We start from the raw sequence: 21,635 nt of genomic DNA, 5'->3' as shown, positions 1-21,635 counted from the left end.
CTCGCGCGCCGGACGGGCCTTGCGCGTGTGGGCGAGCCCGGCGTCTATCGGCGGCCCCCGTACTTGGGCGCGCCTTTGCGGACCCCGGCGTAGCGGTTGCGTTCCTTGCGGCGCTGCGCGCTGCTGCCCTTCGCCGCTGCGCCCTTCGCTCCCGTGCCCGGCGTGGCGACCGGGCGGCGGGGCGCGAAGGTGTCCATGGTCAGGAAGCGCGCGGCGGGAATGTACAGCAGCAGCACGAACAGCAGGCTGCCCCACCACGTGTTCAGGGTGTCCTTCAGCGGCGTCAGCTGCAGCAGTCCGCTCAGGAGCGTGGCGACCAGCGCGAACAGCATGACCCGTACCGTCAACTTGAGCATCTTGCCTGCCGTGAAGCCCGGCGCGGGGTCCGGGGTGGTCAGCCAGCGCCAGAGGTTCACGCGCGCTCACCCTCCGCGCTGTCCGGTCCGCTGGGGGCGGGGCGGGCTGCGCCGCCGGACGTCACGAGGTCGCGGAACGCCGCGAGTTCCGGGAAGTCCGTCTGGCCGTCCACGCTCAGCAGCAGCGTGGGCTTGTGCTGCCGCTCCGCGAGACGGGCCGTGGCGGTGGCGGTCGAGCCGTCCCGCGCGCCGCTCACAAACAGGAAGCCCTTCACGGCGCCCTTGCCGCCCAGCAGCGACACCGCGCCGAACAGTTCACGGTCCCCGGCGGTCGCGCGCGGCTGCTCCAGACGCTCGGCGCGCTTCAGGACGTCCGCGACCGGCAGCTCATGGCTGAACACGCCGTACAGGCCCAGGTCGTCCAGTGCCGCGCGCAGCGGAGCGGCCACCAGCGGCTCGCTCAGCAGGGCGCGCGGGCCGATCACGGCGACCGTCGCGCGGCTCGCGCGGGTCAGGGGCGGCTGCGCGGCGCGTGGATCCTGCGCCAGGGGCCGCACCTTCTCCAGCGCCAGCCGTACCCGCCCAGCGTTCTGCGATATGCGCAGACCCAGCTCGGTCGCCGCGCCCTCCAGGCCCTCGGGACTGTCGGGCACGCCGATCAGGGTGGGCAGACCGCTGATACGCCGCGCGAGCAGGTCGGGCAACGCCTCGCTCCAGGCGTCGCCGCTCACGGCGGGCCACTGCGCGATCAGTACGGCGTCCACGCGGCCCATCGACAGGATCCGGCCCAGCACGAGCTGCACGCCCAGCGGTTCATTCGGCAGGCTCTCGCGGCCCAGTGCCAGGGCCTGCGTGTCGTCCAGGGCGGGCAGAACGGGCTCGGAGCCCAGTTCCTTCAGGAACGCCGCCCAGTAGCCCGGGAGGCGCGCGGCGTGAGTTTCAAGCAGACCAACCCTCATTCTGAACAGTGTACCCGCGCGCGGGGGGCCAGGTGTCCAGGGTGGTCCGTGCCCAGCATCTCAGCCGCTGCCCTCCTCGGCGTCCACCTTGCCTTCCTGCTTCGCCTGGGTGGCCTGCTCCGCAACCTCCACGTCGTGATCGTCGATGTGCCGCTGCTCGGTGTGGTTCTCGAACAGTTCCTGGCGTGCGCGCACCTTCGACTGCGGTTGCCCCAGGTCCCCGCCGCTGCCCCGGTGCACCCGCTGGAAGAACACCAGCGCGCCCCCCGCCAGCGCCAGCGCACCCGCGAAGTACAGGGTGTCCAGCGGTTTGTCCCAGCGCACGAAGTGCTCCAGGAACGTCACGCCCAGGATCACGATGATCACCGACACGACCTTCTGCTCCAGGTCCGCGAGGCTCTCGACGCCCAGCGCGGACGTCAGGTTCAGCGGCGTGATGAACAGCGAGTACAGGCCCACCCCGATCAGGTAGAACACCACCGCCTTGAGCATGGTGCTCACGATCTCCAGGAATTCCACGGCGATGTTGCCCTCCTGACTGGCAATGCCCTGCGTGAACGTGTCCCGCCAGGAATCGTAGATGGTGTGCAGCGCCAGCAGCGTTCCTTGCAGGAACAGGCTGAACGACACGAGCAGCACGGCAATCACCGCGATCAGCACCACGAAGCGCGTGCGGCCGATGATCTCGCTGAACCACTCCCGCTTGGACGGTTCGGGGTTCGGGGGGCGCGGGGCAGAGGAAGGGCGGGTCACGCCCTCCATCATCCCGGGCGGCGTGGACGAGCGGTGGGGGAGGACCTTCACGCTTGCCTGAAGGTCAGGGCCGCTGCCAGACTGCGGGATGTGAGTGCGCCCGAACGCCCGACCCTGCCCGACGCCCTGAAACGCGTGCTGCCCGCCGCCCGCTGGGAACGCGTGAGCGGCGGCCAGAGCGGCGCGCAGGTCTGGCGATCCACCCGCTACGTGCTGAAGATGCAGCCCCGCATCCCGCACGCCACGAGCACGCTGCAACAGGAACGCGAGCGGCTGCGCTGGCTCCAGGGCCGCATCCCCGCCCCGCAGGTCGTGGCCTTCGAGGCCGAAGGTGACCAGGAGGTCCTGGCCATGACCCGCCTGACCGGCATCCCCATGAGCCACCCGGACGCCCGGCTGCACCCCGAACGGGTCGTGAATCTGCTGGCCCGCGCGCTGCGCGAACTGCACGCCCTGCCCATCCGGGACTGCCCGTTCCGGCAGACGCTGGACGTGACCCTGCCCCTGGCCCGCGAGCGCGTGCAGGCCGGACTGATCGACGGCAGCGACTTCGACGACGACCGCGCCGGACGCAGCGCCACCAGCGTCTTCAACGAACTGGCCCGCACCCGCCCCACCCAGGACGACCTCGTGGTCGCGCACGGCGACGCCACGCTGGACAACATCATCCTGAACGGCGAATACGTCGAGGGCCTGATTGACGTGGGCCGACTCGGGATCGCCGACCGGCACGCCGACCTCGCCCTTGCCCACCGCAGTGTGCGCGGTGAACTGGGAGAACGCTACGCCGGGATGTTCCTCGACCTGTACGGCCGCGCCCTGGTGGACGACACGAAACTCGCGTACTACCGCCTGCACGACGAACTGTTTTGAGTGGGGTATGGGCTGTGGGATCTGATTCTTTCCCACAGCCCACCCCCCACTGCCTACCCCCCCTTACGCCTTGACCCAGCTGCGGAGGTAGTCGGCGATGAGTTCGCTGACGTTCACGCCGTCGCGGGTGGCCTTCTCGATCTGGGCGGCCTTCTCCTCGCGGGTGATGGGGAGCCACAGGGCCACGTACTCCTGGCCGCCTTCCTGCTTGAATTCCCCGCCCAGGTCATCGCGCTGTACGAATCCAGTCTTCTCCATGTCTTCCTCCGTACCGGCCTGCATCAGCCAGTGGGTCACGCGGGCTTTCAGGAAACGCCACTCCCGGCCGACCTTGCGGCCCGGGATCTCACCGCCCCGCACCAGGGTGTAGGCGGTGGTTTCGCTCACCTTCAGGTAGGCGGCCAGTTCCTCCAGGGTCAGGACCTCGTCGGTGGGGGTCGTCGCTGCGTTCATTCCGGCACCTCCTCTCAGGTGAGGCTATCTTGCGCTATCTAATGCCTAATGTCAATAGATAGCGCAAGATGGCGTCAATTGACGCTGAATGTGTTTCGTCGCCTGCCCCCCGGTCTGCCCGGCCCGCCCGTGCTCTACTCGGGCTCATGCGCACCCTCGGCCGACTCGTCTCCCGGCACCCCTGGGCGGTGCTGCTCGCGTGGCTGCTCGCCGCTGCCCTGAGCCTCCCCTTCGCCGCTCGCGCTCCCGCTGCCCTCACCGCCGATCCCGCCGGCGGCCTGACGGACTCCGAGGCCACCCGCGTCACCGACCTGCTGCGCGACCGCTTCGGGGAACGCGACACCAATACCGTCGTCCTCGTCACCCGCAGCCAGCCGCCGCTGGGTACCCCCCAGGGCGACGTCACCTACCGGCGCTTCCTGGACGGGCTGGAGGACGTGCCCGGCGTCACCCGCGTCACCGCCGCGCAGGGAGGCGGCCCCTACCGCACCCGCTCCGAGGACGGCACCCTGGCCCTGACCCTCGCGCAGATCCCCCTGCTGGACGGCGCGAGCGAGACCCTGCGCCGCGTGCGCGCCTACACCGCGCGGACAGAGAGCGCCGCGCTGGACATCCGCGTGACCGGCGGGCAGGCCATCGCCGACGACTTCACCCACTTCGCCGAGAGCGACACCAAACGCAGCGAACTCGTGGCCCTGCCGCTGATCGGGGCGCTGCTGCTCGTCGTGTTCGGCGCGCTCGTCGCCACCGGCCTCCCGCTGGCCGTCGGGATGCTCAGCATCAGCGTCGCCATGGCCGCCCTGTACGGCCTGACGCACGTCATGGACGTCAGCACCTTCGCGCAGAGCGTCATCACCATGCTCGGTCTGGGCGCCGGGATCGACTACGCGCTGCTGATGGTCAACCGCTTCCGTGAGGAACTCGTGCGGACGCCCGACCCGCGCCTCGCCGCCGAACGCACCGTCCACACCGCCGGGCGCAGCGTCACCTTCAGCGGCCTGACCGTCGCCATCGCCATGGCGGGCCTGATCCTCCCCCCGATCGCGTTCGTGCGGTCCATCGGGATCGGCGGCGTGCTGGCCGTGCTGCTGACCGTCCTGGCCAGCCTCACCGCCCTCCCGGCGCTGCTGGCCCTGCTGGGCGACCGCGTGAACCACCCGCGCTTCACCCGCCTGAACTGGGCGCAGAGCGGCGCCGCGTCCGGCGCGTGGACGGCCTTCGCGCGGCGCGTCACCGCCCGCCCCTGGTTCGCCGTGCTGAGCAGCACCGCCTTCCTGCTGCTGCTCGCCTCACCCGCCCTGAACATCCGCACCGGATACGCCGGGGCGTGGGGGCTCACGCCTGGCGTGGAAAGCCGCGACACTCTGAAAGACGTCGAGGCGCTCGGCGCGGGCGGCCTGCTCAGCCAGTTCGAGGTGATCCTCGACCTGAAGGGCCAGCGCTACACCCCGGAGAATCGCGCGACATTCCAGGCGCTCGTGACCGACCTGCGCGCCCTGCCCGGCGTGAAGGGCGTCCTCAGCCCCTTCCTGACTCCCAGCGATCTCGCGGGCACGAATGGGGGCAGCACCGACCAGCTGGCCGCGCTGAGCGCCCTGACCACCCGTTCCTTCAGCCGCGACCGCACCCTGCTGCGCGTCACCGTCATCCCCGACCGGACCCTCCCGGCCCGCGAGATCCCCGCCTTCGAACGGCAGATCCGGGGCACCATCCAGGCCAGCGGGTACGCCTATCTGCTCGGCGGCGCGCCCGTCGGCGGCGAGGAATTCAGCCGCGCCATCACCGACTCGCTGCCCACCGTGGTCCTCGCCGTGTTCGCCGGAACGTTCCTGCTGCTGATGGTCGCGTTCCGCAGCCTCCTGATCCCCCTCAAGAGCATCCTCATGAACGCCCTGACGGTCGGGGCCGCGATCGGCCTCGTCACCCTGATCGTGCAGGAGGGCGTCCTAGCCGCCCCCCTCGGCATTCCCGGCGACGTCGGCGTGCTCGACGCCAGCCTCCCCGTCCTCCTCTTCGCCGTCATGTTCGGCCTCAGTATGGACTACGAGATCTTCCTGCTCTCCCGCGTGCAGGAGGAATACCTCGCCGGGCACCCCAACGACGAAGCTGTCGTGCTCGCCGTCGGCCACACCGCCCGCATCATCACAAGCGCCGCCATCATCATGTTCATCGTCTTCTCCGCCTTCATCTTCGGGCGCGTCGTCGCCAGCAAGAGCATCGGCCTGGGCCTCGCCATCGCCGTCGCCCTCGACGCCACCCTCGTCCGCCTCGTCCTCGTCCCCGCCTTCCTGAAACTCGCCGGAAAGTGGAACTGGTGGCTGCCCGCCTGGCTCGACAGACGCCTGCCGCACATCCGTCTCGAACACTGAACCGAGGCAACAGAAAGAGGGGCAACCTGCACGCGCGGTTGCCCCTCTCCCTGTGTGTCGTTACGCCTCGGCGTGCTCCTGCTCGCGCTTGCGGCGCAGGAACCACGCCACCGCCGCCACCGCCAGCACCCCCAGGATGATCTTGCTCGCCGGACCCACGTACTGCTCCACCCGGTCGTAATGCTCCCCCAGCAGGAACCCCGCCCCCGCCAGCAACGACGCCCACAGACCCGACCCGATCGCGCTGAACAGCAGGAACTTCGGCATCGGCATCTCACTCATGCCCGCCGGCAGACTCAGCAGACTCCGGATCCCCGGCACCATCCGCCCGAACAGCACCGCCTTCGACCCATGCCGGTCAAACCAGTCGTCCGCCCGCCGGATGTCCTTCCCGCTCAGCGTCAACCACTTCCCATGCTTGTCTGCCCACGCCACCAGCCGGTCCTCACCGAATGCTCGCCCCACGTAGTACAGCGGCAGCGTCCCGATCACACTCCCCAGCGTCCCCATCAGGATCACCAGCACCAGATTCAGATCCCCACGCGACGCCGCGAACCCCGCCGACGGCATGATCAACTCACTCGGAATCGGCGGAAACACGTTCTCCAGCACCATCAACAGCAAGATCCCCAGGTACCCCATGCTGTCCATCAAATTCTGCACCCACTCGGCCATACCCCCGAGCCTACAGGGCCCCACGCAGGGCGCGCGTCCACCCAAAGTGAAGCCCACTTCACGCACGCCCACCCCCCACCCCCCACCCCCTACACTCGGCGCATGACCATCAAAGCCGTGATCTTCGACTTCGACGGCACCATCCTCGACACCGAAACCCCCGAATTCACCCACTGGCAGGCCCTCTACCGCCAACACGACCGCGAACTCCACCTTCACGACTGGCAACGCGGCATCGGCACCTGGGACGCCTTCGACCCCTGGCTCGGCCTTCCCGAGAGCGTCCAACAGGACCGCCACGCCACCCACGAGCGCCTGCGCACCGACATCCACCACACCATCCAGCAGAGCGACCTGCGCCCCGGCGTCCGCCACGTCCTCGACGCCATCCGACCCGCCGGCCTGCGCCTCGCCCTCGCCACCAGCAGCGACCGCACCTGGGTCACCCGCTGGCTCCACCAGCACGGCCTGTACGACCACTTCGAAACACTCGCCACCCGCGACGACGTCACCCGCGTCAAGCCCGACCCCGAGCTCTACACCCTCGCCGTCCACACCCTCGGCCTGAAACCCCACCAGTGCCTCGCCGTCGAAGACAGCCTCAACGGCGCCACCGCCGCCGCTGCCGCCGGACTGCACGTCGTTGTCGTCCCCAACGACGTCACCCGCACCCAGGCCTTCCTGCCCGAATGGGGGCGCGTCGACGGGTATGAAGGGGGGTTGGAAGCCCTACTGGCGACTGTTCGGGACTGACGGGGGAACCGTTGGAAGGGGTGCGCCTGCGGCGGGCCTCCCCACCCCCCAGCCCCCTCCCCCAGGGGGGTAGGGGGAGCGGTCGCTGTGCTCGGCAAGAGTTTTGACTTGTGCGGCGGGGTGCTGTGGGCGGTGGCGTGTCCGGCCTCGTCGCCATTCTCCGCCCCCCGCAAGGTCCGCGCGCTGCGCGCACGACGGCCGGTGGCAGTCTGCGGTCAGGTGAAGGGTGGAACGCTTAGGGCCGCTGATCGACTTTGAAAAGGCCGCTTTGGCAACAGCCCAAAAAGTAGAACCTTCTGGCACGCACCAAGTTGGTTGGCCCCATTGGCGTCGTGGCAGCCGAGCCCGTCGTGCGCGCAGCGCGCGGGGCGAACGCGGCGAACCCGGAGGTCTGCAACCCCATACGTGGCCGAACCCGCTGCATGCCTGCTGACCACCTCAGAGAAATACCTTGCCGAGCGCAGCGAAAACTCCCCCTGCCCCTCTGGGGGAGGGGGCTGGGGGGTGGGGCAGCCCGCCGCAGGCGCAACCATTCCGCTCAAGTTCTGAGTGAAATAGCCGATCAGTCCGTCAGATGTCCTCACTCCCGGTGTCCATGCGGACCACGCGAGGCTGGAAGCTGGCGATGACGTTGACGAGGTCGTCCTGGCGGGCGATGACGTCCTGGATGCGTTTGTAGGCCTGGGGGGCTTCGTCGATGCCGCCGCCGATGAGGGTGACGCCGCGCGTGGTGAGGTACGCCTGGACATCTTTCTTGTTGAGGGTACTGGCGGCGGCTTTGCGGCCGAGCTGGCGGCCGGCGCCGTGGCTGGCGCTGGCAAGGGCGCCGGGGTGGCCGAGGCCGCGGACGACGTAGCCGGGGTCGGCCATGCTACCGGGGATCAGGCCGAGCTGGCCCTGGGCGGCGGGGGTGGCGCCCTTGCGGTGGACGATGAGGTCCTGACCGTTCACGGTCTGTTTCCAGGCGAGGTTGTGGCTGTTGCTGACCTGCGCGAGGGGCGTGACATTCAGGGCGCGGGCGAGGCGGGCGTGGATGAGGTCGTGGTTGGCGAGGGCGTAGCGGCCGGCGAGGGTCATGGCCTGCCAGTACGCCTGGCCGTCTTCGTGGTCGAGTGGGAGCCACGCGAGTTTTTTCGCTTCGGGGGCGAGGGTGGGGTGGTGGCGTTCGGCGAGGGCGGTGAAGTGCCCGGCGACCTGCGCGCCGAAGCCGCGGCTGCCGCTGTGCGAGAGGACGGCGAGGTACTCGCCGACGCCCAGGCCGAGGTCGGCGTGGGGCAGGGTGAGGGTGCCGAATTCGACGAAGTGGTTGCCGCTGCCGCTCGTGCCGATCTGCGTGGCGGCCTTCTCAAACAGGTGGCGCAGGATGGGCTGGTCCTGCCAGGTGTTTTCGTGGAGGACGTCGTGGTCCTGGCGGTCGCGTTTGTCGAAGGCGACGCCCGCGCCGAAGCGGGTGTGCTTGAGCAGCAGGGTGGTGGCCTCGTCGGTGCGCAGCGCGCCGGGTTGGATGGGGAGGACGGAGAGCATCATGGAGCAGCCGATGTCCACGCCGACGCCGTAGGGGATGACGGCGTTCTCGGTGGCGAGGACGCCGCCGATGGGGAGGCCGTAGCCGACGTGCGCGTCGGGCATGAGTGCCCCGGCACGGCTGATGGGGAGGCGCATGGCGACGTCCATCTGGCGGTGCGCGCCGGGGTCGATCAGGTCGGCGCCCCAGGTGGGGTAGGGGAGGGGTTCGGGGCGCAGGTCGCTGCCCTTGCGGGCGTCCTGGACGGCCTGCTGGGCGAGCAGTTCGGCGGCGAGCGGGGCGTACACGCCGCCGGCTGTGTACGCGGCGGGGTTCTGCTGCACGGCGCGCAGTTCGGCCAGGATGTCGTCGCGGCTCAGTCCGGCGGTTTCGCGGGTGGTGGCGGCGGTCTGGGCGAGGGCGATGGCTTTCTTTTCCAGGCCGAGTTTCACGAGGTGTTTGCCGTTCATGTGGTCTCTCTTCAGGTGGGTGGGGAGGCGACTGCGCCTCGGGCGGTGGGTGTCCGGTCGCCGGGATCGCCGTCCGGGGCGTCGGGCGTACTGGTTGCGGGTGTGCTGGGCGTGGCTGTACCGGATGGAGCTGTGCTGGGTGAACCTGCGGGCATGGTCGCCTCCTTTCCCTGAATGGGGTCGTCGTGAGTGTGGCGCGAGGGTGTGGGGCGGGGCATCCGCCCAGTGGCGTAGGCCAGTGGTCAGGCGGGTGGATGTGGGGGAGGCGTGGATGTGACCGGTCGCGCCGTCCTGTACGGCAGGTGGCGGGTCCTGGCGGGTGGTCGGGGGTCAGCTCAGGTGCAGGGCGTCTACGGCTTCCTGCGTCTCGTTCCAGGGAACGGTCTCGTGGGCGCGTTCGAGGGTGTCCTCCGGGCCCTTCCCGGCCAGCAGCACCGTGTCACCGGGCTGCGCGAGCCGGATGGCGGCGCGGATGGCGTCCCGGCGGTCGGGAATGGCCTCGAAGTTGGTGCGCCCGGCCTCCTGGGCGCCGCGTGCCATCTCGCGCAGGATGTCGGCCAGAGGGGTGTCGCGGCAGTCCTCCTCGGTGAGGATCGCGTGATCCGCGACCCGGGTGGCGACCTCACCCAGCGGGGCGCGTTTGCCGGGGTCGCGGGGGCCGCCGGCCGAGCCGAGCACCACGATCAGGCGGCCCGCAGTGGTGGTTCGCAGGGTACCCAGCGCTTTTTCGAGGCTGGGGGGCGTGTGCGCGAAGTCCACGACCACGCGCCGTCCGCGCGTGTCGGGCACGAGTTCCATGCGGCCCGGTACGCCCCGGAACGACGCGAGGCCTGAGGCCAGCGCTTCCCAGCACGCGCCGAGGTGCGCGCTCGCGGCCATGGCGGCCAGGGCGTTCGCCACGTTGAAGCGCCCGATCATGGGCAGGTGCGCGTCGAACTCGCCCAGCGGGCTGATCACGTGGAAGTGCAGCCCCGTGCTGCGTTCCTCGATGTCGGTGGCGCGCCAGTCGGCGTGCTGTCCCTCGGCGGAGTAGGTGGTCTCGGCCGGGGCGACGCCGCGCAGCTGCGCGGTCCAGGGGTCGTCCACGTTCAGCACCGCAAACGGCGCGGCCTCCACGAGGCGGCGTTTGTCCGCGAAGTAGTTCTCCAGCGTGCCGTGGAAGTCCAGGTGTTCGCTGCTCAGGTGCGTCCAGACCGCCACGTCCCAGTGCACGCTGCGCACGCGCTCGAGCGCCAGGGCGTGACTGCTGGCCTCCAGCACCGCTGCGTCCGCGCCTGAACGCACCATGTCGGCCAGGGTGGCCTGTACCTGCGGCGCCTCCGGGGTCGTGAAGTGCGCCGGGAAGTGCCGCAGCGTCCCGTCCGGCAGTTCGTAGCCGGCCGTGCTCAGGAGGCCTGTGCGCTGTCCGGCGGCGCGCAGCAGGTGCCGCGTGATCCAGCTGGTCGTGGTCTTGCCATCGGTGCCGGTCACGCCCACCACCCGCAGCTGGCGGCTGGGGTGCCCGGCCAGCGCGGCCGCCGTGTCCGCCAGTGCGGCGCGGGCACTCGGCACGCGCAGGTACGGCAGCGGACTGGTCACGCCGTCCGGGAGCCCCTCGCCGATCACGGCCACCGCGCCCGCCGCTGCGACCTGGCCGATGAAGCTGTGCCCGTCGAAACGCGCCCCGCGGATCGCCACGAACGCCGAGCCCGGCTGCACCCAGTCGGCATTGTGCGTGACCCCCGTCACCCCCGGGTTCAGCTCCGGGCCAACAGGGGTCAGGTGGGCGTGCAGGTGGTCGGCCAGCTCGGCAAGGCGCATGCCGGGATCATAGCGGCCCGCCACCTGAGCCCCTCAGCGCTGGCGGGTGTACAGGCCGGTGAACGTCACGTTCAGGCCCCCGCACGCGCCGTTGTCCAGCGCGACCAGCCACGGGCCGACCGGCCACAGGCTCAGCTCGCAGCCGTCTGACACGGTCTGCCACGCGCCGCCTTGGCGGGTCAGGGTCCCGTCCACCTCGCCCAGGTTCGCGCTGCCGCCGGGCGTGGGGTACAGCGCGTCCCCCTTCACCCGCCACGTGCCGGCGGCCGTCTTCGCGAGGATCAGGGTGCCCGTCCCGGACTTCCAGGTGCCGCTCAGGGCGGGACTGGCGGGCACGTTCTGCACCTGCATGGTGTTCAGGTACCCGCCCACGCCGGTCGGCACGCCGCCCCGCACGAAGTAGCTGCAGCGCCGACCGTTCACGGGGGGCCCCTGGAGGAGCAGGTCGCCCTTGACCACGTACGCCTTGCCCGGCTGGCCGCTGGCGTCGGTGAACACGGCGCGGCTGGCCGACACGCGGGCGGCCCGCAGGTCGCCGGGGTCCAGGGTCAGCCAGTCGGGGCAGCCCCGGAGCGGGTCGGGCGTGGCCTGGGCGCGGGCGGAACTGAGCAGGGCGGCGCTGCCCAGCAGGGTGAGCGTCAGGATGATCGGCCGGATTGAGGACATTCCGCGCAGCGTACCCAGCGGGCACGTCGCGCGCTGCCTCATCTGACCGGACCTTCAGCTGCGGGCGCTTCAGCGCAGCAGGGGCAGCCCGTACCCGTTGGCCTGCACGCGCTGGCACACCCACTCGAACGCCCGCGGGTCGGCCACGAAGTCCAGCTGGTCGCCGGGCACGCGCACGACCGGGCAGGCGTCGAAGCCCGCGACCCAGCTGTCGTACAGGCGGTTCAGGCCGCCCAGATACGCCTCGGGGATGTCCTGCTCGTAGGCGCGGCCGCGCTGCGCGATGCGGCGCTTCAGGGTGGGGAGGCTCGCGTCGATGTGGATCAGCAGATCCGGGACGCGCAGGGCGGGCAGCACGCCCTCGTACAGGCTGCGGTACGTGGCCCAGTCGCGTTCCTCCATCTGCCCGCTCTCATAGAGGTTCCGGGCGAAGATGTTCGCGTCCTCGAACACCGTGCGGTCCTGGATGACGTAGCGCGCGCCGGTCACGAGGTTCAGGTGCTGCTCCAGTCGCCGCGACAGGAAGTACACCTGCGAGTGGAAGGAGTAGCGGCGCATGTCGCCGTAGAAGTCCTCCAGGTAGGGGTTCTCGGCGTAGGGTTCGTACACGGGGCGCAGGCTGTAGCGCCCGGCCAGCATGCGCGTCAGGGTGCTCTTGCCGCTGCCGATGTTTCCGGAGATCGCGAGGTACATCAGTCGGCCGCCTGGCCGGCGCGCAGGGCCTCATCGACGCGGGTGAGGATCTGCTGCTCGTGCTCGGGGTTGTTCACGAAGTCGATGCCGGCGGCGTCGATGATCAGGTGCGGGTGCGGGTACGTGCGGAAGTACTCGTCGTAGCGCCCCGTGAGGTCCGCGAGGTACGCGGCCTGCATGTCCTGCTCGAAAGGCCGGCCGCGCAGCGCGATGCGGCGCAGCAGTTCATCCGTGTCGGCGCGCAGGTACACCACGAGGTCCGGGGTGGGCAGGCGCGGGGACAGGTGCGAGTACAGGTCCTCGTACAGCGCGAACTCGGCGTCGCGCAGGTTCATGGACGCGAAGATGAAGTCCTTGTCGAACAGGTAGTCGCTGACGACGCTGCCCGCGTACAACCCGGGCTGCCACAGCGCCGAGAGCTGCTTGAAGCGCGAGAGCAGAAAGAAGGCCTGCACCTGAAAGGCGTAGGCGTCCGGCTGGCGGTAGAACTTCGCCAGGAAGGGATTCTCCTCAACGACCTCCAGGTTCAGTTCGGCACTGTGCCGCGCGGCGAGGCGCCGGGCGAGGCTTGTTTTCCCGACCCCGATGGGCCCTTCGACGACAACGTACATGACAGCGCTGAGCATAGCGTCCCCCGCGAGTCTCAAGGGTGGATGAAGACCTTGACACGCGCGGGGGGACCGGGGGGAGGAGTGACGGGACATGGAGGATGGAGCCAGATCCATCCTCCCTCCTCTACTCCCCGTCCTCTTTCTTCTTGTCTTTGAGGCGTCCGGCGTCGCGTGCGGCTCGGGTCAGGAGGTACTCGATCTGGGCGTTGACGCTGCGCAGGTCGTCCGCGGCCCAGCGTTCCAGCGCGGCGTACAGCTCCGGGCTGATGCGCAGGGGGAAGTTCTTGCGCGGCGGCATGATTAGTACAGGCTACCGGCGTTCACGACCGGCTGTGTCCCGCGCTCGCTGGTCAGGACGACCAGCAGGTTGCTGACCATCTGCGCCTTGCGTTCCTCGTCGAGCTGCACGATGTCCTGCTCGCTGAGTTCCTTCAGGGCCATCTGCACCATGCCCACGGCGCCCTGCACGATCTGCGCGCGCGCGGCGATGATGGCGCTGGCCTGCTGGCGCTGCAGCATCGCCCCGGCGATCTCGGGGGAGTACGCGAGGTGCGACAGGCGCGCTTCGAGGACCTCCACGCCCGCGTGGCGCAGGCGGTTGGCGAGTTCCAGTCCCAGGGCCTCGGCGACCTCGTCGGCGTTGCCGCGCAGGCTCATGCCCGCGCCGTCGTACTCGTCGTAGGGATACTGGCTGGCGAGGTGCCGCAGCGCGGTCTCGCTCTGGATGGCGACGAACTCGGCGTAGTCCTCGACGTCGAACACGGCGCGGGCGCTGTCCACGACCCGCCAGACGATCACGGCGGCGATCTCGATGGGGCTCCCGGCGGCGTCGTTCACCTTCAGGCGTTCACTGTTGAAGTTGCGGATCCGCAGGCTGACGCTCTTACGGACCGTCAGGGGGTTGGTCCAGTACAGGCCGTTGCGGCGCTCGGTACCGACGTAGCGGCCGAACAGGGTGAGGTTGGTCGCCTGGTTGGGCTGCACGATGAAGAAGCCGAACGGGATGAGGCCGAGCAGTGCCAGGACCGGGAGCAGGGCCCAGTACCCGGACGTGATGTACAGCGCGGAGGTGCCCAGCATGGCCAGCAGCCACACCAGGAAGACCGGGATGCCGGGCAGGCCGAAGGCGGGGCGTTCGGTGCTGGCGACGCCGCTGCGGGTGGAGACGCCGCCCTGCGGGGCGGGAACGGGAGCCTGTTGCAGTTCGTTCATGGTGGAACCTCCGGGCGATCTCGAATAACCATCAAAGTGATATCACCTTGGACCTGAGTTCACCAGGGGGTACGGCCCGCGAGCCGGGACGGCCACCCCCGCCCTACCCCTGGCAGGGGACGCCCGCAGCGTCAACGTTCCCGCAAGGCCGCCCGGCCCGCGCGCCGTTACGCTGAGCGGATGAGAACCGTCGTGCTGATCGTCGTGCTGGTGCTGCTGGGGCTGTTCGCCGTGCTGAACACCAACGCGCTGATGTTCCCCCACACGCTGAGTCTGGGGTTCGTCACGTACACCGGCGTGCCCATGGGCCTGATCCTGCTGATCGTGGCGACCCTCCTGACCCTGGTGTTCTACTTCTGGGCGGGCATCACGGGCCTGCGTGCCCAGGCGGACAGCGCCAAGCTGCTGCGCGACATGGAAGCCCTGCGCACCAGCCTCGACCAGCAGGAGGGCAGCCGCTTCGCGCAGCTCCAGACGCACCTCGACGAGCGCTTCCGGGTGCTGGGTCAGGGCAGCGGCGGCGCGGACGTCGCGGCCCTGAGCGCCCGCGTGGACGCCCTGCAACGCGACCTGAACGTGCAGCTCGCACAGATGGACGACTACCTGAAGACCAAGCTGGGCTGAGGTATGGGCGCCGGGCGGCGCGGCTGGACACTCCTTGCACCCGGTGCAAAAGCAGCGGGCCGCGCCGCCTAGAATGCCCACGGAGGAGTACACCGCATGGCCCTTGACCGTTTTTTCCGCCGCCGTCGCCCCCAGCAGCAGCCGGGCACGGACGTGCCTGACCTGTGGACCCAGTGCCCCGCCTGCAAGGAAGGGGTGTACAACCGCGACCTCGAAGCGGGCGCCTACGTGTGCCCCAAGTGCGGGCACCACATCCGCCTCGACGCCGCTCAGCGCGTGCAGGTGCTGCTCGACGAGGGCAGCTTCACGCAGCTGTCCGGCCGCGTGCAGCCCACCGACGCCCTGAACTTCCAGGACACCGAGGCCTACACCGACCGCCTGCGCCGCGCGCAGAAGAAGACCGGCCGCCCCGACGCGATCCTGACCGGGACCGGCACCATCCTGGACGTGCCGGTCACGCTGGCCGTCATGGACTTCGCCTTCTCCGGGGGCAGCATGGGCAGCGTCGTGGGAGAGGAGATCGCCCGCGCCGCCGAGCACGCCGCCGCGCACGGCACGCCCCTGATCATCGTGACCGCCAGCGGCGGCGCCCGCATGCAGGAAAGCGCCCTGTCCCTGATGCAGATGGCCAAGACCACCGTCGCCCTGGAAGGCCTGACCGAGCGGGGCCTGCCGTACGTCAGCCTGCTCACCGACCCCACCACGGGCGGCGTGACGGCCAGCTTCGCGACCATCGCGGACGTGATCGTCGCCGAGCCCGGCGCGCTGATCGGCTTCGCGGGCCCGCGCGTGATCCAGCAGACCATCCGCCAGAACCTCCCCGAGGGCTTCCAGCGCGCCGAGTTCCTGCTGGAGCACGGCATGGTGGACGCCGTCGTGGACCGCCGCGAGCAGCGCGCGTACCTCGCGTCCCTGCTGGGCCTGCTGACCCGCCGCGAGGTGAACGCGTGACCGCCCCCATCGACACCCTGAAGGAACTCGAGGCCCGCGTGCGCGACCTCGAAGTGACTGCCCAGAAGACCGGGCAGAACCTCGACGCCGCCCTGACTCCCCTGCGGGCCGAGGTGGACCGCCTGCGCGCCGCGCAGCCCAGGGTCACCCCGACCCGCTGGGAGCGCGTGCAGCTGGCCCGCGCGCAGGGCCGCCCCACCGCGCTGGACTACGTGGACCGCCTGTGCACCGAGTTCACCGAACTGCACGGCGACCGCCGCTACGGCGACGACCCCGCTCTGATCGGCGGCCCTGCCCGCTGGCAGGGCGTGCCCGTCATGCTGCTGCTGCAGCAGAAGGGCCGCGACACCAAGAGCAAGATCAAACGCCGCTTCGGCAGCGCGAACCCCGAAGGCTACCGCAAGGCCGTGCGCCTGATGGACCTCGCCGACAAGTTCGGGCTGCCCGTCGTGGCCCTCGTGGATACCCAGGGCGCCTACCCCGGCCTGGAAGCCGAGGAACGCGGCCAGGGCTGGGCCATCGCCGAGAGTATCCGCCGCATGCTGAACCTGCGTGTGCCGGTCGTGAACGTCGTCATCGGCGAGGGCGGCTCGGGCGGCGCGCTCGCCATCGGCGTGGGCAACCGCGTCCTGATCCAGGAGAACGCGTGGTACTCCGTGATCTCCCCGGAAGGCGCCGCGAGCATCATCTGGAAGGACGCCAGCAAGGCCCCCCTCGCTGCCGAGGCGCTGCGCCTGACTGCCCCGGACCTCCTGAAACTCGGGATTGTCGAGGAAGTCATTCCCGAACCCGCCGGCGGCGCGCACCAGAACGCCGACGAGGCCGCCCGCGCCGTGGGCGAGGCCGTCACCCGTCACCTGCGTGAACTCGCCGCGCAGGACGCCGCGACCCTGAAGACCGACCGGGCCGCGCGCTTCCGCCGCCTGGGCGCCTACACCGAAACGCCCTGACCCACATCCTGACGGCGCGGACCCGCCACTGACCGGGCGGTCCGCGCTTGTTCTGGCAGGGCGCGGCTATGCTCGGGCATGCCTGACCTGCCCACCCTGCTCGCCTTCAGCGTCGCGGCGCTGGCCCTGATCGTCATTCCCGGCCCCAGCGTGCTGTACATCGTGGCGCGCAGCCTCCACCAGGGACGGCGCGCCGGACTGGTCTCCGCGCTGGGCGTGCAGACCGGCGGACTGGTGCACGTCCTGGCCGCCACGCTGGGCGTCTCCGCGCTCGTGCTGTCCAGCGCCCTGCTGTTCAGCGTCCTGAAATGGGCGGGGGCCGCGTACCTGATCGTGCTGGGCCTCCGCACCCTGCGCGCCCCCACCCCGGACGCCCTGACGGTCACCGTACCGGACGCGCCGCCCCTGACGCGAATCTACCGGCAAGGGGCCGTCGTGAACGCCCTGAACCCCAAGACGGCGCTGTTCTTCCTGGCGTTCCTGCCGCAGTTCGTGCACCCCGGTCACGGGCCGATGTGGGCGCAGACGCTCACGCTGGGGCTGGTATTCCTGGGCCTCGCCACCCTGAGTGACGGCGCGTACGCCCTGCTGGCGGGCAGCCTGGGGCGGCGCTGGCAGGGAAGCCGCACCTTCGCCCGGCGGCAGCAGCGGGTGTCCGGCGGGGTATACCTCGCGCTGGGCGTGGGCACCGCCCTGATCCCCCACGGGTCATGAAGGCAGAGGCAGGTCGGCCAGCGCCGCCACGCTGAGCGCCGCGCCGCCCGCCAGCGCCCTCTCCCGCACGCGCGGGTGGGCGTGGACGTGCCACGCGCTCAGGCCCGCCGCGACCGCGCCGCGCACGTCATGCTCCGGGCTGTCCCCCACGTACGCGCCCGCCCCGGCCGGCAGACCCAGGGCGTCCAGCAGCACCCGGAACGGCAGGGGATCGGGTTTCAGCGCCCCCACCTCACCCGCGATGACGACCACCTCAAACACGTCGGGGAAGCAGGCCTGCACCCGCGCCCGCTGCGCCGGGCCGTCGTACGCGTTGGACAGCAGCGCCAGCCGCACGTCGGCCGCTCGCAGGTCGCGCAGCAGCTCCGCCGCGCCGGGCACGGGCACGGTCGCCGCCACCAGCGCCCGCGTATACAGGCCCAGGTGCTCCTCTGTCAGCGTCACGCCGTACGCCGCGAGCGTCCGCCCCAGCCGCTCGCCGTCCTGCCGCAGCGGGTCGGCCACCCCAGCCTCCACCCGGTCGTGGAAGGCCATGATCTCCTCGACCGCCCGGTCCTCGAACGCTGCTGGCGGCACGTCCGGGCAGGCCGCGCGCCGCAGCGTGTCCAGCGCGTGAATGTCCGCCGTGACGAAATCCGTCAGCGTGCCGTCGAAGTCGAAGGCCAGGAAGCGCAGCGGGGCGGGCAGGTCGGGACGCACTCCGGCAGCCTATCCGCCGCACCCATCGCGCGCGGCCTCAGCCGAGCATGTCGAGTTCCTGCACCCCGCTCAGGAACTCGCGCTGCGGGTACTCGTCCGGGTCGAACCCCCGGTCGCCCTCGGCGGGCGTGACGCTCAGGGACGCGAAGTCGAACAGGGTGCGGTCCATCAGGTGGCTGGGGGTGACGCGGGTCAGGGCGCGGGCGATGTTCGTCAGGCGGCCCGGATGTTCCCGCTCCCAGCCTTCCAGCATCTCGCCGACCACCTTGCGCTGCAGGTTCTCCTGGCTGCCGCAGAGGTTGCAGGGAATGATCGGGAACTGGCGCGCCTGCGCGTAGCGGATGATGTCGGCCTCCGCGACGTACGCCAGGGGGCGGATCACGACGTTCGTGCCGTCGTCGCTCTGGAGTTTGGGCGGCATGGCCTTCAGGCGCGCCCCGAAGAACAGGTTCATGAACAGCGTTTCCAGGATGTCGTCGCGGTGGTGGCCCAGCGCGATCTTCGTCGCGCCGATCCTGCGGGCGTGGGCGTACAGGATGCCGCGGCGCAGGCGGCTGCACAGCGCGCAGGTGGTCTTGCCCTCCGGTGTTTTGTCCTTGACGACGCTGTACGTGTCCTCGGTCAGGATGTCGAAGTGCACGCCGAGTTCCGTCAGGTAGCGGGGCAGGACGTCCTTCGGGAAGCCCGGCTGGCCCTGGTCGAGGTTCACCGCGACGATCTCGAAATCGATGGGCGCCTTCTTCTGGAGGTGCAGCAGGACGTCCAGCAGGGTGTAACTATCCTTCCCGCCGGACAGGCAGACCATCACGCGGTCGCCGCCTTCGATCATGCGGTAGTCGCCGATGGCCTGTCCCACCCCCTTCACGATCGTCTGGAAGAGGCGGGGGTCGGTGGTCGGGGTGGGGGGGGCAGTCTGGGTCATGGCGCGCTAACGGGTCATGGTACGCGCTGCGGGGCGGGGCAAGTGTTCCCTGCCTCGCCCCGCCCCCCGCCCCGGGCGCCCGCAAGCCACAAGGGACGCTCATGCTTTCTGTGGACGGCGTAGCGGCCCGCGCGTGGCAGACTGCCACTCATGACGGCCACCGCCGCCCCCTCTGCCGCCGCAGCTTCCGTTCAGCTTCACCCGCTAGAGTGGCCCCGATGAGAGCCTTGAACATCCTGGGCGGCGCGCTGCTCGCCGGAGCAGCTGGCGTGGGCGGCCTGTGGGCCGCGTGGGGCCGCGACCTGCCCAGCGTGTCCGACCTGGACGTCCTGGAATTCAGCGGGCAGACCCGCGTGTACGACCGCGCCGGAACGCTGGTCGGCACCCTGACCCCCAGCCTGAGCAGCGGCGGCAGCGTGAATCGCGACCTGCTCAAGGCCGGGCAGATCAGCCCGTGGCTCCAGAAGGCCGTGGTGACCAGCGAGGACCGCCGCTTCTACCAGCACGGCGGCGTGGACGTGATCGGCATCGGGCGCGGCCTCCTGAAGGGCCTGCTGAAGAACGACCTGGAGGGCGGCAGCTCCATCACGCAGCAGGTCGTGAAGAACACCCTGCTCGCCGACTTTCAGGGCGCGCGCACCGCGGAACGCAAGTTCAAGGAGGCGGTCCTGGCCTACCAGCTGGAACGCAACTTCGACAAGAAGCAGATCCTGAACGCGTACCTGAACGTCATCTACTGGGGCGACGGCGGAAACCGCGACATCATCGGGGCGGGCGGCGCCGCGCACGCATACTTCGGGAAGGACGCGGCGGAACTGAACCTCGCCGAGAGCGTGTACCTCGCCACGATCATCCCCGCACCCAACCGCCGCTACAAGGAATTCAAGTCGTACCGCCCCCTGATGAAGAGCCTCCTGGCCCGCATGGTCGAGGACGGGCAGGTCACGCAGGCTGAGGCGGACGCCGCCTGGAAGACCCCGATCTACCCGGCCGGGTGGCGCATCGGCTGGAACGCGGACGGCACGCTGCGCAGCGCGAACCTGGAACGCCCGGACCGCCTGGGCGAGAACCTCCAGCGGACCGAGGGCGCGCAGCGCTACTCGAACTTCTACTACCTGCAGGCCGTGGAAAAGGAACTGCTGCCCCTGATCGGCCGCAAGGCGCTGTACGGCGGCGGGAAGATCTACACCGGCATGAGTGCCCAGGCGCAGGCGGCCGCCGAGCAGGCCAGCCGGGGCGCGCGCCTGCCCGACGGCGCCACGCTGGGCGCGGCGCTGGTCCGCCCGGACAGCGGCGAGGTGCTGGCCCTGGTCGGGCAGAAACTCACGGACGCCCGGCCCAGCGACTGGAACAACGCCACGCAGGCCCGGCGGCAGGTGGGCAGCAGCGTGAAGCCCCTGCTGTACGCCCTGGCGCTCGAGAAGGGCTGGAAACAGAGCGACACCGTCCTCGACGCGCCCATCAGCGGCGACTACCAGCCCATGAACTACAACCGCCGCTGGACCGGCCGGTACGTCACCCTGCGCTACTCGCTGGACCACAGCCTGAACCTCCCCACCGTGCGGATCGGGCAGGAACTCGGCATTCCGACCTTCGAGGCGAAACTGCGCGACCTGGGCCTGACGCCCCCCGCGAACGCCGGGCTGTCCCTGACCATCGGCACGCTGGAAGCCAGCCCGCTGCAGATGGCGTCCGCGTACGCCACCTTCGCCAACGGCGGCCTGTACTACGCGCCCACCCTGGTCCGGAAGGTCGAGGACGCGCGCGGCAAGGTCATCTACACCCGCGCCGCCCCCACCCCGAAGCGCGTGTGGGACGCCCGCGCCGCGTGGCTGGGCCTGGACATGCTGCGCGGCGTCGTGAACGACCTCAGCGCCTCACAGGGGGGCCTCGCCACGCGCGCCCTGATTCCCGGCTGGCCCGTCGGCGGGAAGACCGGCACCACCAACGACATCAAGGACCTCTGGTTTGCGGGCGTCACCCCCACCGTCGCCGGGGCCGTCTGGGTCGGGAAGCAGGAGGGCGGCCCACTGCCCGGCTGGGCGTACAGCGGCGAGATTCCCACCCCCATCTGGCAGCAGGCGGTGGCGGGCGCGCTGGCCGGGCAGCCCGAGGCCGCCTTCCGGGAGCCGGACGGCGTCACGTACCGCGTCGTGCGGAACGTGAACATGGCCTTCCGCACCGAGGAGGCCGACAACGAACCCGTCGCCCGCGACGGCAGCGGCAGGAGCAGCGGGTTCTTCGGCCGCCGCCGCCAGCCCGCCCCGACCGTGCAGCCCACCCCGGCGCCCGACCCGGAACCCGCGCCCGTCCCCACCGAGGAGGTCGCGGCCCCCGAACCCACCCCCGAGGCGACCCCCGAGCCCACCCCGGTGGACGCCATTCCCGCCACGCCACCCGAACCGCAGGTGCAGCCGGACCCCACCCCCGCGCCGGAGCCCGCCACGCCCGACACCGCGCCGGACGTCCCCGTGCAGAACCCCCCGGAGCCGCTGCCCACCGAACCCGACCCGAACGCCGTCCCGGATCAGAACCCCGGCGATCCGGTCGAGCCTCTCCCGGACCCGACCACCCCGGACGGGCAGGACACCACGGACCCCATCAACGAGATCCAACCCCTGGACTGAC

Annotated in this window: 22 protein-coding genes; 8 read left to right on the top strand and 14 right to left on the bottom strand. The window is 70.6% G+C overall.

What is annotated here, in order from left to right:
• Positions 1–44: 44 nt before the first annotated feature.
• The 3 genes from SY84_RS07585 to SY84_RS07575 are packed head-to-tail and all read right to left on the bottom strand — an operon-like array spanning position 45 to position 2,068.
• Entirely contained in the window at positions 45–416 is a 372-nt protein-coding gene (locus tag SY84_RS07585) for a hypothetical protein (RefSeq protein ID WP_046843515.1), read from the bottom strand.
• Positions 413–1,315 carry a hypothetical protein gene (locus SY84_RS07580; protein ID WP_046843514.1) on the bottom strand — a complete coding sequence of 301 codons (903 nt, stop codon included), beginning with the start codon at positions 1,313–1,315 and terminating at the stop codon, positions 413–415. The genes SY84_RS07585 and SY84_RS07580 overlap by 4 nt, the downstream gene beginning before the upstream one ends.
• A 60-nt stretch (positions 1,316–1,375) precedes the next feature.
• The gene (locus SY84_RS07575) at positions 1,376–2,068 is read right to left on the bottom strand and encodes a YqhA family protein (RefSeq protein ID WP_229755864.1); all 693 of its coding nucleotides are present in this window, start codon (positions 2,066–2,068) and stop codon (positions 1,376–1,378) included.
• Positions 2,069–2,158: 90 nt separating this feature from the next.
• Between SY84_RS07575 and SY84_RS07570 the strand changes: the two genes are divergently transcribed.
• On the top strand, positions 2,159–2,941 hold the full coding sequence (locus tag SY84_RS07570; RefSeq protein ID WP_046843513.1) for an APH(3') family aminoglycoside O-phosphotransferase: 783 nt from the start codon (positions 2,159–2,161) through the stop codon (positions 2,939–2,941).
• Positions 2,942–3,004: 63 nt separating this feature from the next.
• Here SY84_RS07570 and SY84_RS07565 read toward each other — a convergent pair whose 3' ends face one another.
• On the bottom strand, positions 3,005–3,394 hold the full coding sequence (locus SY84_RS07565) for a helix-turn-helix domain-containing protein (RefSeq protein ID WP_046843512.1): 390 nt from the start codon (positions 3,392–3,394) through the stop codon (positions 3,005–3,007).
• Between the two features lie 146 nt (positions 3,395–3,540).
• On the opposite strand from SY84_RS07565, the gene SY84_RS07560 reads away from it, so the two are divergent.
• On the top strand, positions 3,541–5,763 hold the full coding sequence (locus SY84_RS07560) for an MMPL family transporter (protein WP_046843511.1): 2,223 nt from the start codon (positions 3,541–3,543) through the stop codon (positions 5,761–5,763).
• Between the two features lie 60 nt (positions 5,764–5,823).
• Here the strand turns inward: SY84_RS07560 and SY84_RS07555 are convergent, their stop codons facing one another.
• Complete coding sequence (locus tag SY84_RS07555; protein ID WP_046843510.1) at positions 5,824–6,438, bottom strand: DedA family protein; 615 nt, start codon at positions 6,436–6,438, stop codon at positions 5,824–5,826.
• Between the two features lie 102 nt (positions 6,439–6,540).
• Here SY84_RS07555 and SY84_RS07550 point away from each other — a divergent pair, with 102 nt between their 5' ends.
• Positions 6,541–7,191 carry an HAD-IA family hydrolase gene (locus SY84_RS07550; RefSeq protein ID WP_046843509.1) on the top strand — a complete coding sequence of 217 codons (651 nt, stop codon included), beginning with the start codon at positions 6,541–6,543 and terminating at the stop codon, positions 7,189–7,191.
• 570 nt (positions 7,192–7,761) lie between these two features.
• Here the strand turns inward: SY84_RS07550 and SY84_RS07545 are convergent.
• From SY84_RS07545 to SY84_RS07520, 7 genes are all read right to left on the bottom strand, one after another.
• The gene (locus tag SY84_RS07545; protein WP_046843508.1) at positions 7,762–9,165 is read right to left on the bottom strand and encodes an RtcB family protein; all 1,404 of its coding nucleotides are present in this window, start codon (positions 9,163–9,165) and stop codon (positions 7,762–7,764) included.
• Positions 9,166–9,495: 330 nt separating this feature from the next.
• Entirely contained in the window at positions 9,496–10,965 is a 1,470-nt protein-coding gene (locus SY84_RS07540) for a UDP-N-acetylmuramoyl-L-alanyl-D-glutamate--2,6-diaminopimelate ligase (protein WP_046843507.1), read from the bottom strand.
• Positions 10,966–10,998: 33 nt separating this feature from the next.
• Positions 10,999–11,631, bottom strand: a complete 633-nt coding sequence (locus SY84_RS07535; RefSeq protein ID WP_046843506.1) for a hypothetical protein — start codon at positions 11,629–11,631, stop codon at positions 10,999–11,001.
• A 69-nt stretch (positions 11,632–11,700) separates the two neighbouring features.
• The gene (locus SY84_RS07530; RefSeq protein WP_046843505.1) at positions 11,701–12,324 is read right to left on the bottom strand and encodes a deoxynucleoside kinase; all 624 of its coding nucleotides are present in this window, start codon (positions 12,322–12,324) and stop codon (positions 11,701–11,703) included.
• On the bottom strand, positions 12,324–12,935 hold the full coding sequence (locus SY84_RS07525) for a deoxynucleoside kinase (protein ID WP_046843504.1): 612 nt from the start codon (positions 12,933–12,935) through the stop codon (positions 12,324–12,326). Before SY84_RS07525 ends, SY84_RS07530 begins: the two co-directional genes overlap by 1 nt.
• A gap of 124 nt (positions 12,936–13,059) precedes the next feature.
• Positions 13,060–13,233: a hypothetical protein gene (locus tag SY84_RS16720; RefSeq protein WP_168927154.1), complete on the bottom strand. Its 174-nt coding sequence runs from the start codon at positions 13,231–13,233 to the stop codon at positions 13,060–13,062.
• A 2-nt stretch (positions 13,234–13,235) separates the two neighbouring features.
• Positions 13,236–14,147: an SPFH domain-containing protein gene (locus SY84_RS07520; RefSeq protein ID WP_081424537.1), complete on the bottom strand. Its 912-nt coding sequence runs from the start codon at positions 14,145–14,147 to the stop codon at positions 13,236–13,238.
• Between the two features lie 180 nt (positions 14,148–14,327).
• On the opposite strand from SY84_RS07520, the gene SY84_RS07515 reads away from it, so the two are divergent.
• The 4 genes from SY84_RS07515 to SY84_RS07500 all read left to right on the top strand — a co-directional run bounded on the left by SY84_RS07515 (position 14,328) and on the right by SY84_RS07500 (position 17,386).
• On the top strand, positions 14,328–14,771 hold the full coding sequence (locus SY84_RS07515) for a hypothetical protein (RefSeq protein ID WP_046843503.1): 444 nt from the start codon (positions 14,328–14,330) through the stop codon (positions 14,769–14,771).
• Positions 14,772–14,867: 96 nt separating this feature from the next.
• Positions 14,868–15,722, top strand: coding sequence for an acetyl-CoA carboxylase, carboxyltransferase subunit beta (accD, locus tag SY84_RS07510; RefSeq protein ID WP_046843502.1), 855 nt, complete (start codon positions 14,868–14,870; stop codon positions 15,720–15,722).
• Entirely contained in the window at positions 15,719–16,672 is a 954-nt protein-coding gene (locus SY84_RS07505) for an acetyl-CoA carboxylase carboxyltransferase subunit alpha (RefSeq protein ID WP_046843501.1), read from the top strand. The genes accD and SY84_RS07505 overlap by 4 nt, the downstream gene beginning before the upstream one ends.
• Before the next feature lie 78 nt (positions 16,673–16,750).
• Positions 16,751–17,386: a LysE family translocator gene (locus tag SY84_RS07500; RefSeq protein WP_046843500.1), complete on the top strand. Its 636-nt coding sequence runs from the start codon at positions 16,751–16,753 to the stop codon at positions 17,384–17,386.
• On the opposite strand, the gene SY84_RS15875 is transcribed toward SY84_RS07500, so the two are convergent.
• Complete coding sequence (locus SY84_RS15875) at positions 17,381–18,085, bottom strand: HAD family hydrolase (protein ID WP_052751079.1); 705 nt, start codon at positions 18,083–18,085, stop codon at positions 17,381–17,383. The genes SY84_RS07500 and SY84_RS15875 overlap by 6 nt on opposite strands.
• 37 nt (positions 18,086–18,122) lie before the next feature.
• Positions 18,123–19,007, bottom strand: a complete 885-nt coding sequence (gene ttcA / locus SY84_RS07490) for a tRNA 2-thiocytidine(32) synthetase TtcA (RefSeq protein WP_046843499.1) — start codon at positions 19,005–19,007, stop codon at positions 18,123–18,125.
• A 218-nt stretch (positions 19,008–19,225) separates the two neighbouring features.
• On the opposite strand from ttcA, the gene SY84_RS07485 reads away from it, so the two are divergent.
• A complete protein-coding gene (locus tag SY84_RS07485; RefSeq protein WP_046843498.1) occupies positions 19,226–21,634 on the top strand; it encodes a transglycosylase domain-containing protein in 2,409 nt (802 codons plus the stop codon).
• The last annotated feature ends 1 nt before the right edge of the window (position 21,635 follow it).

Origin of the sequence: Deinococcus soli (ex Cha et al. 2016) (genome assembly GCF_001007995.1) — a bacterium.
Lineage (GTDB): Bacteria > Deinococcota > Deinococci > Deinococcales > Deinococcaceae > Deinococcus > Deinococcus soli.
The sequence above is the reverse complement of the archived record's forward strand: the minus strand, read 5'-3'. Positions and strand labels throughout refer to the sequence as shown.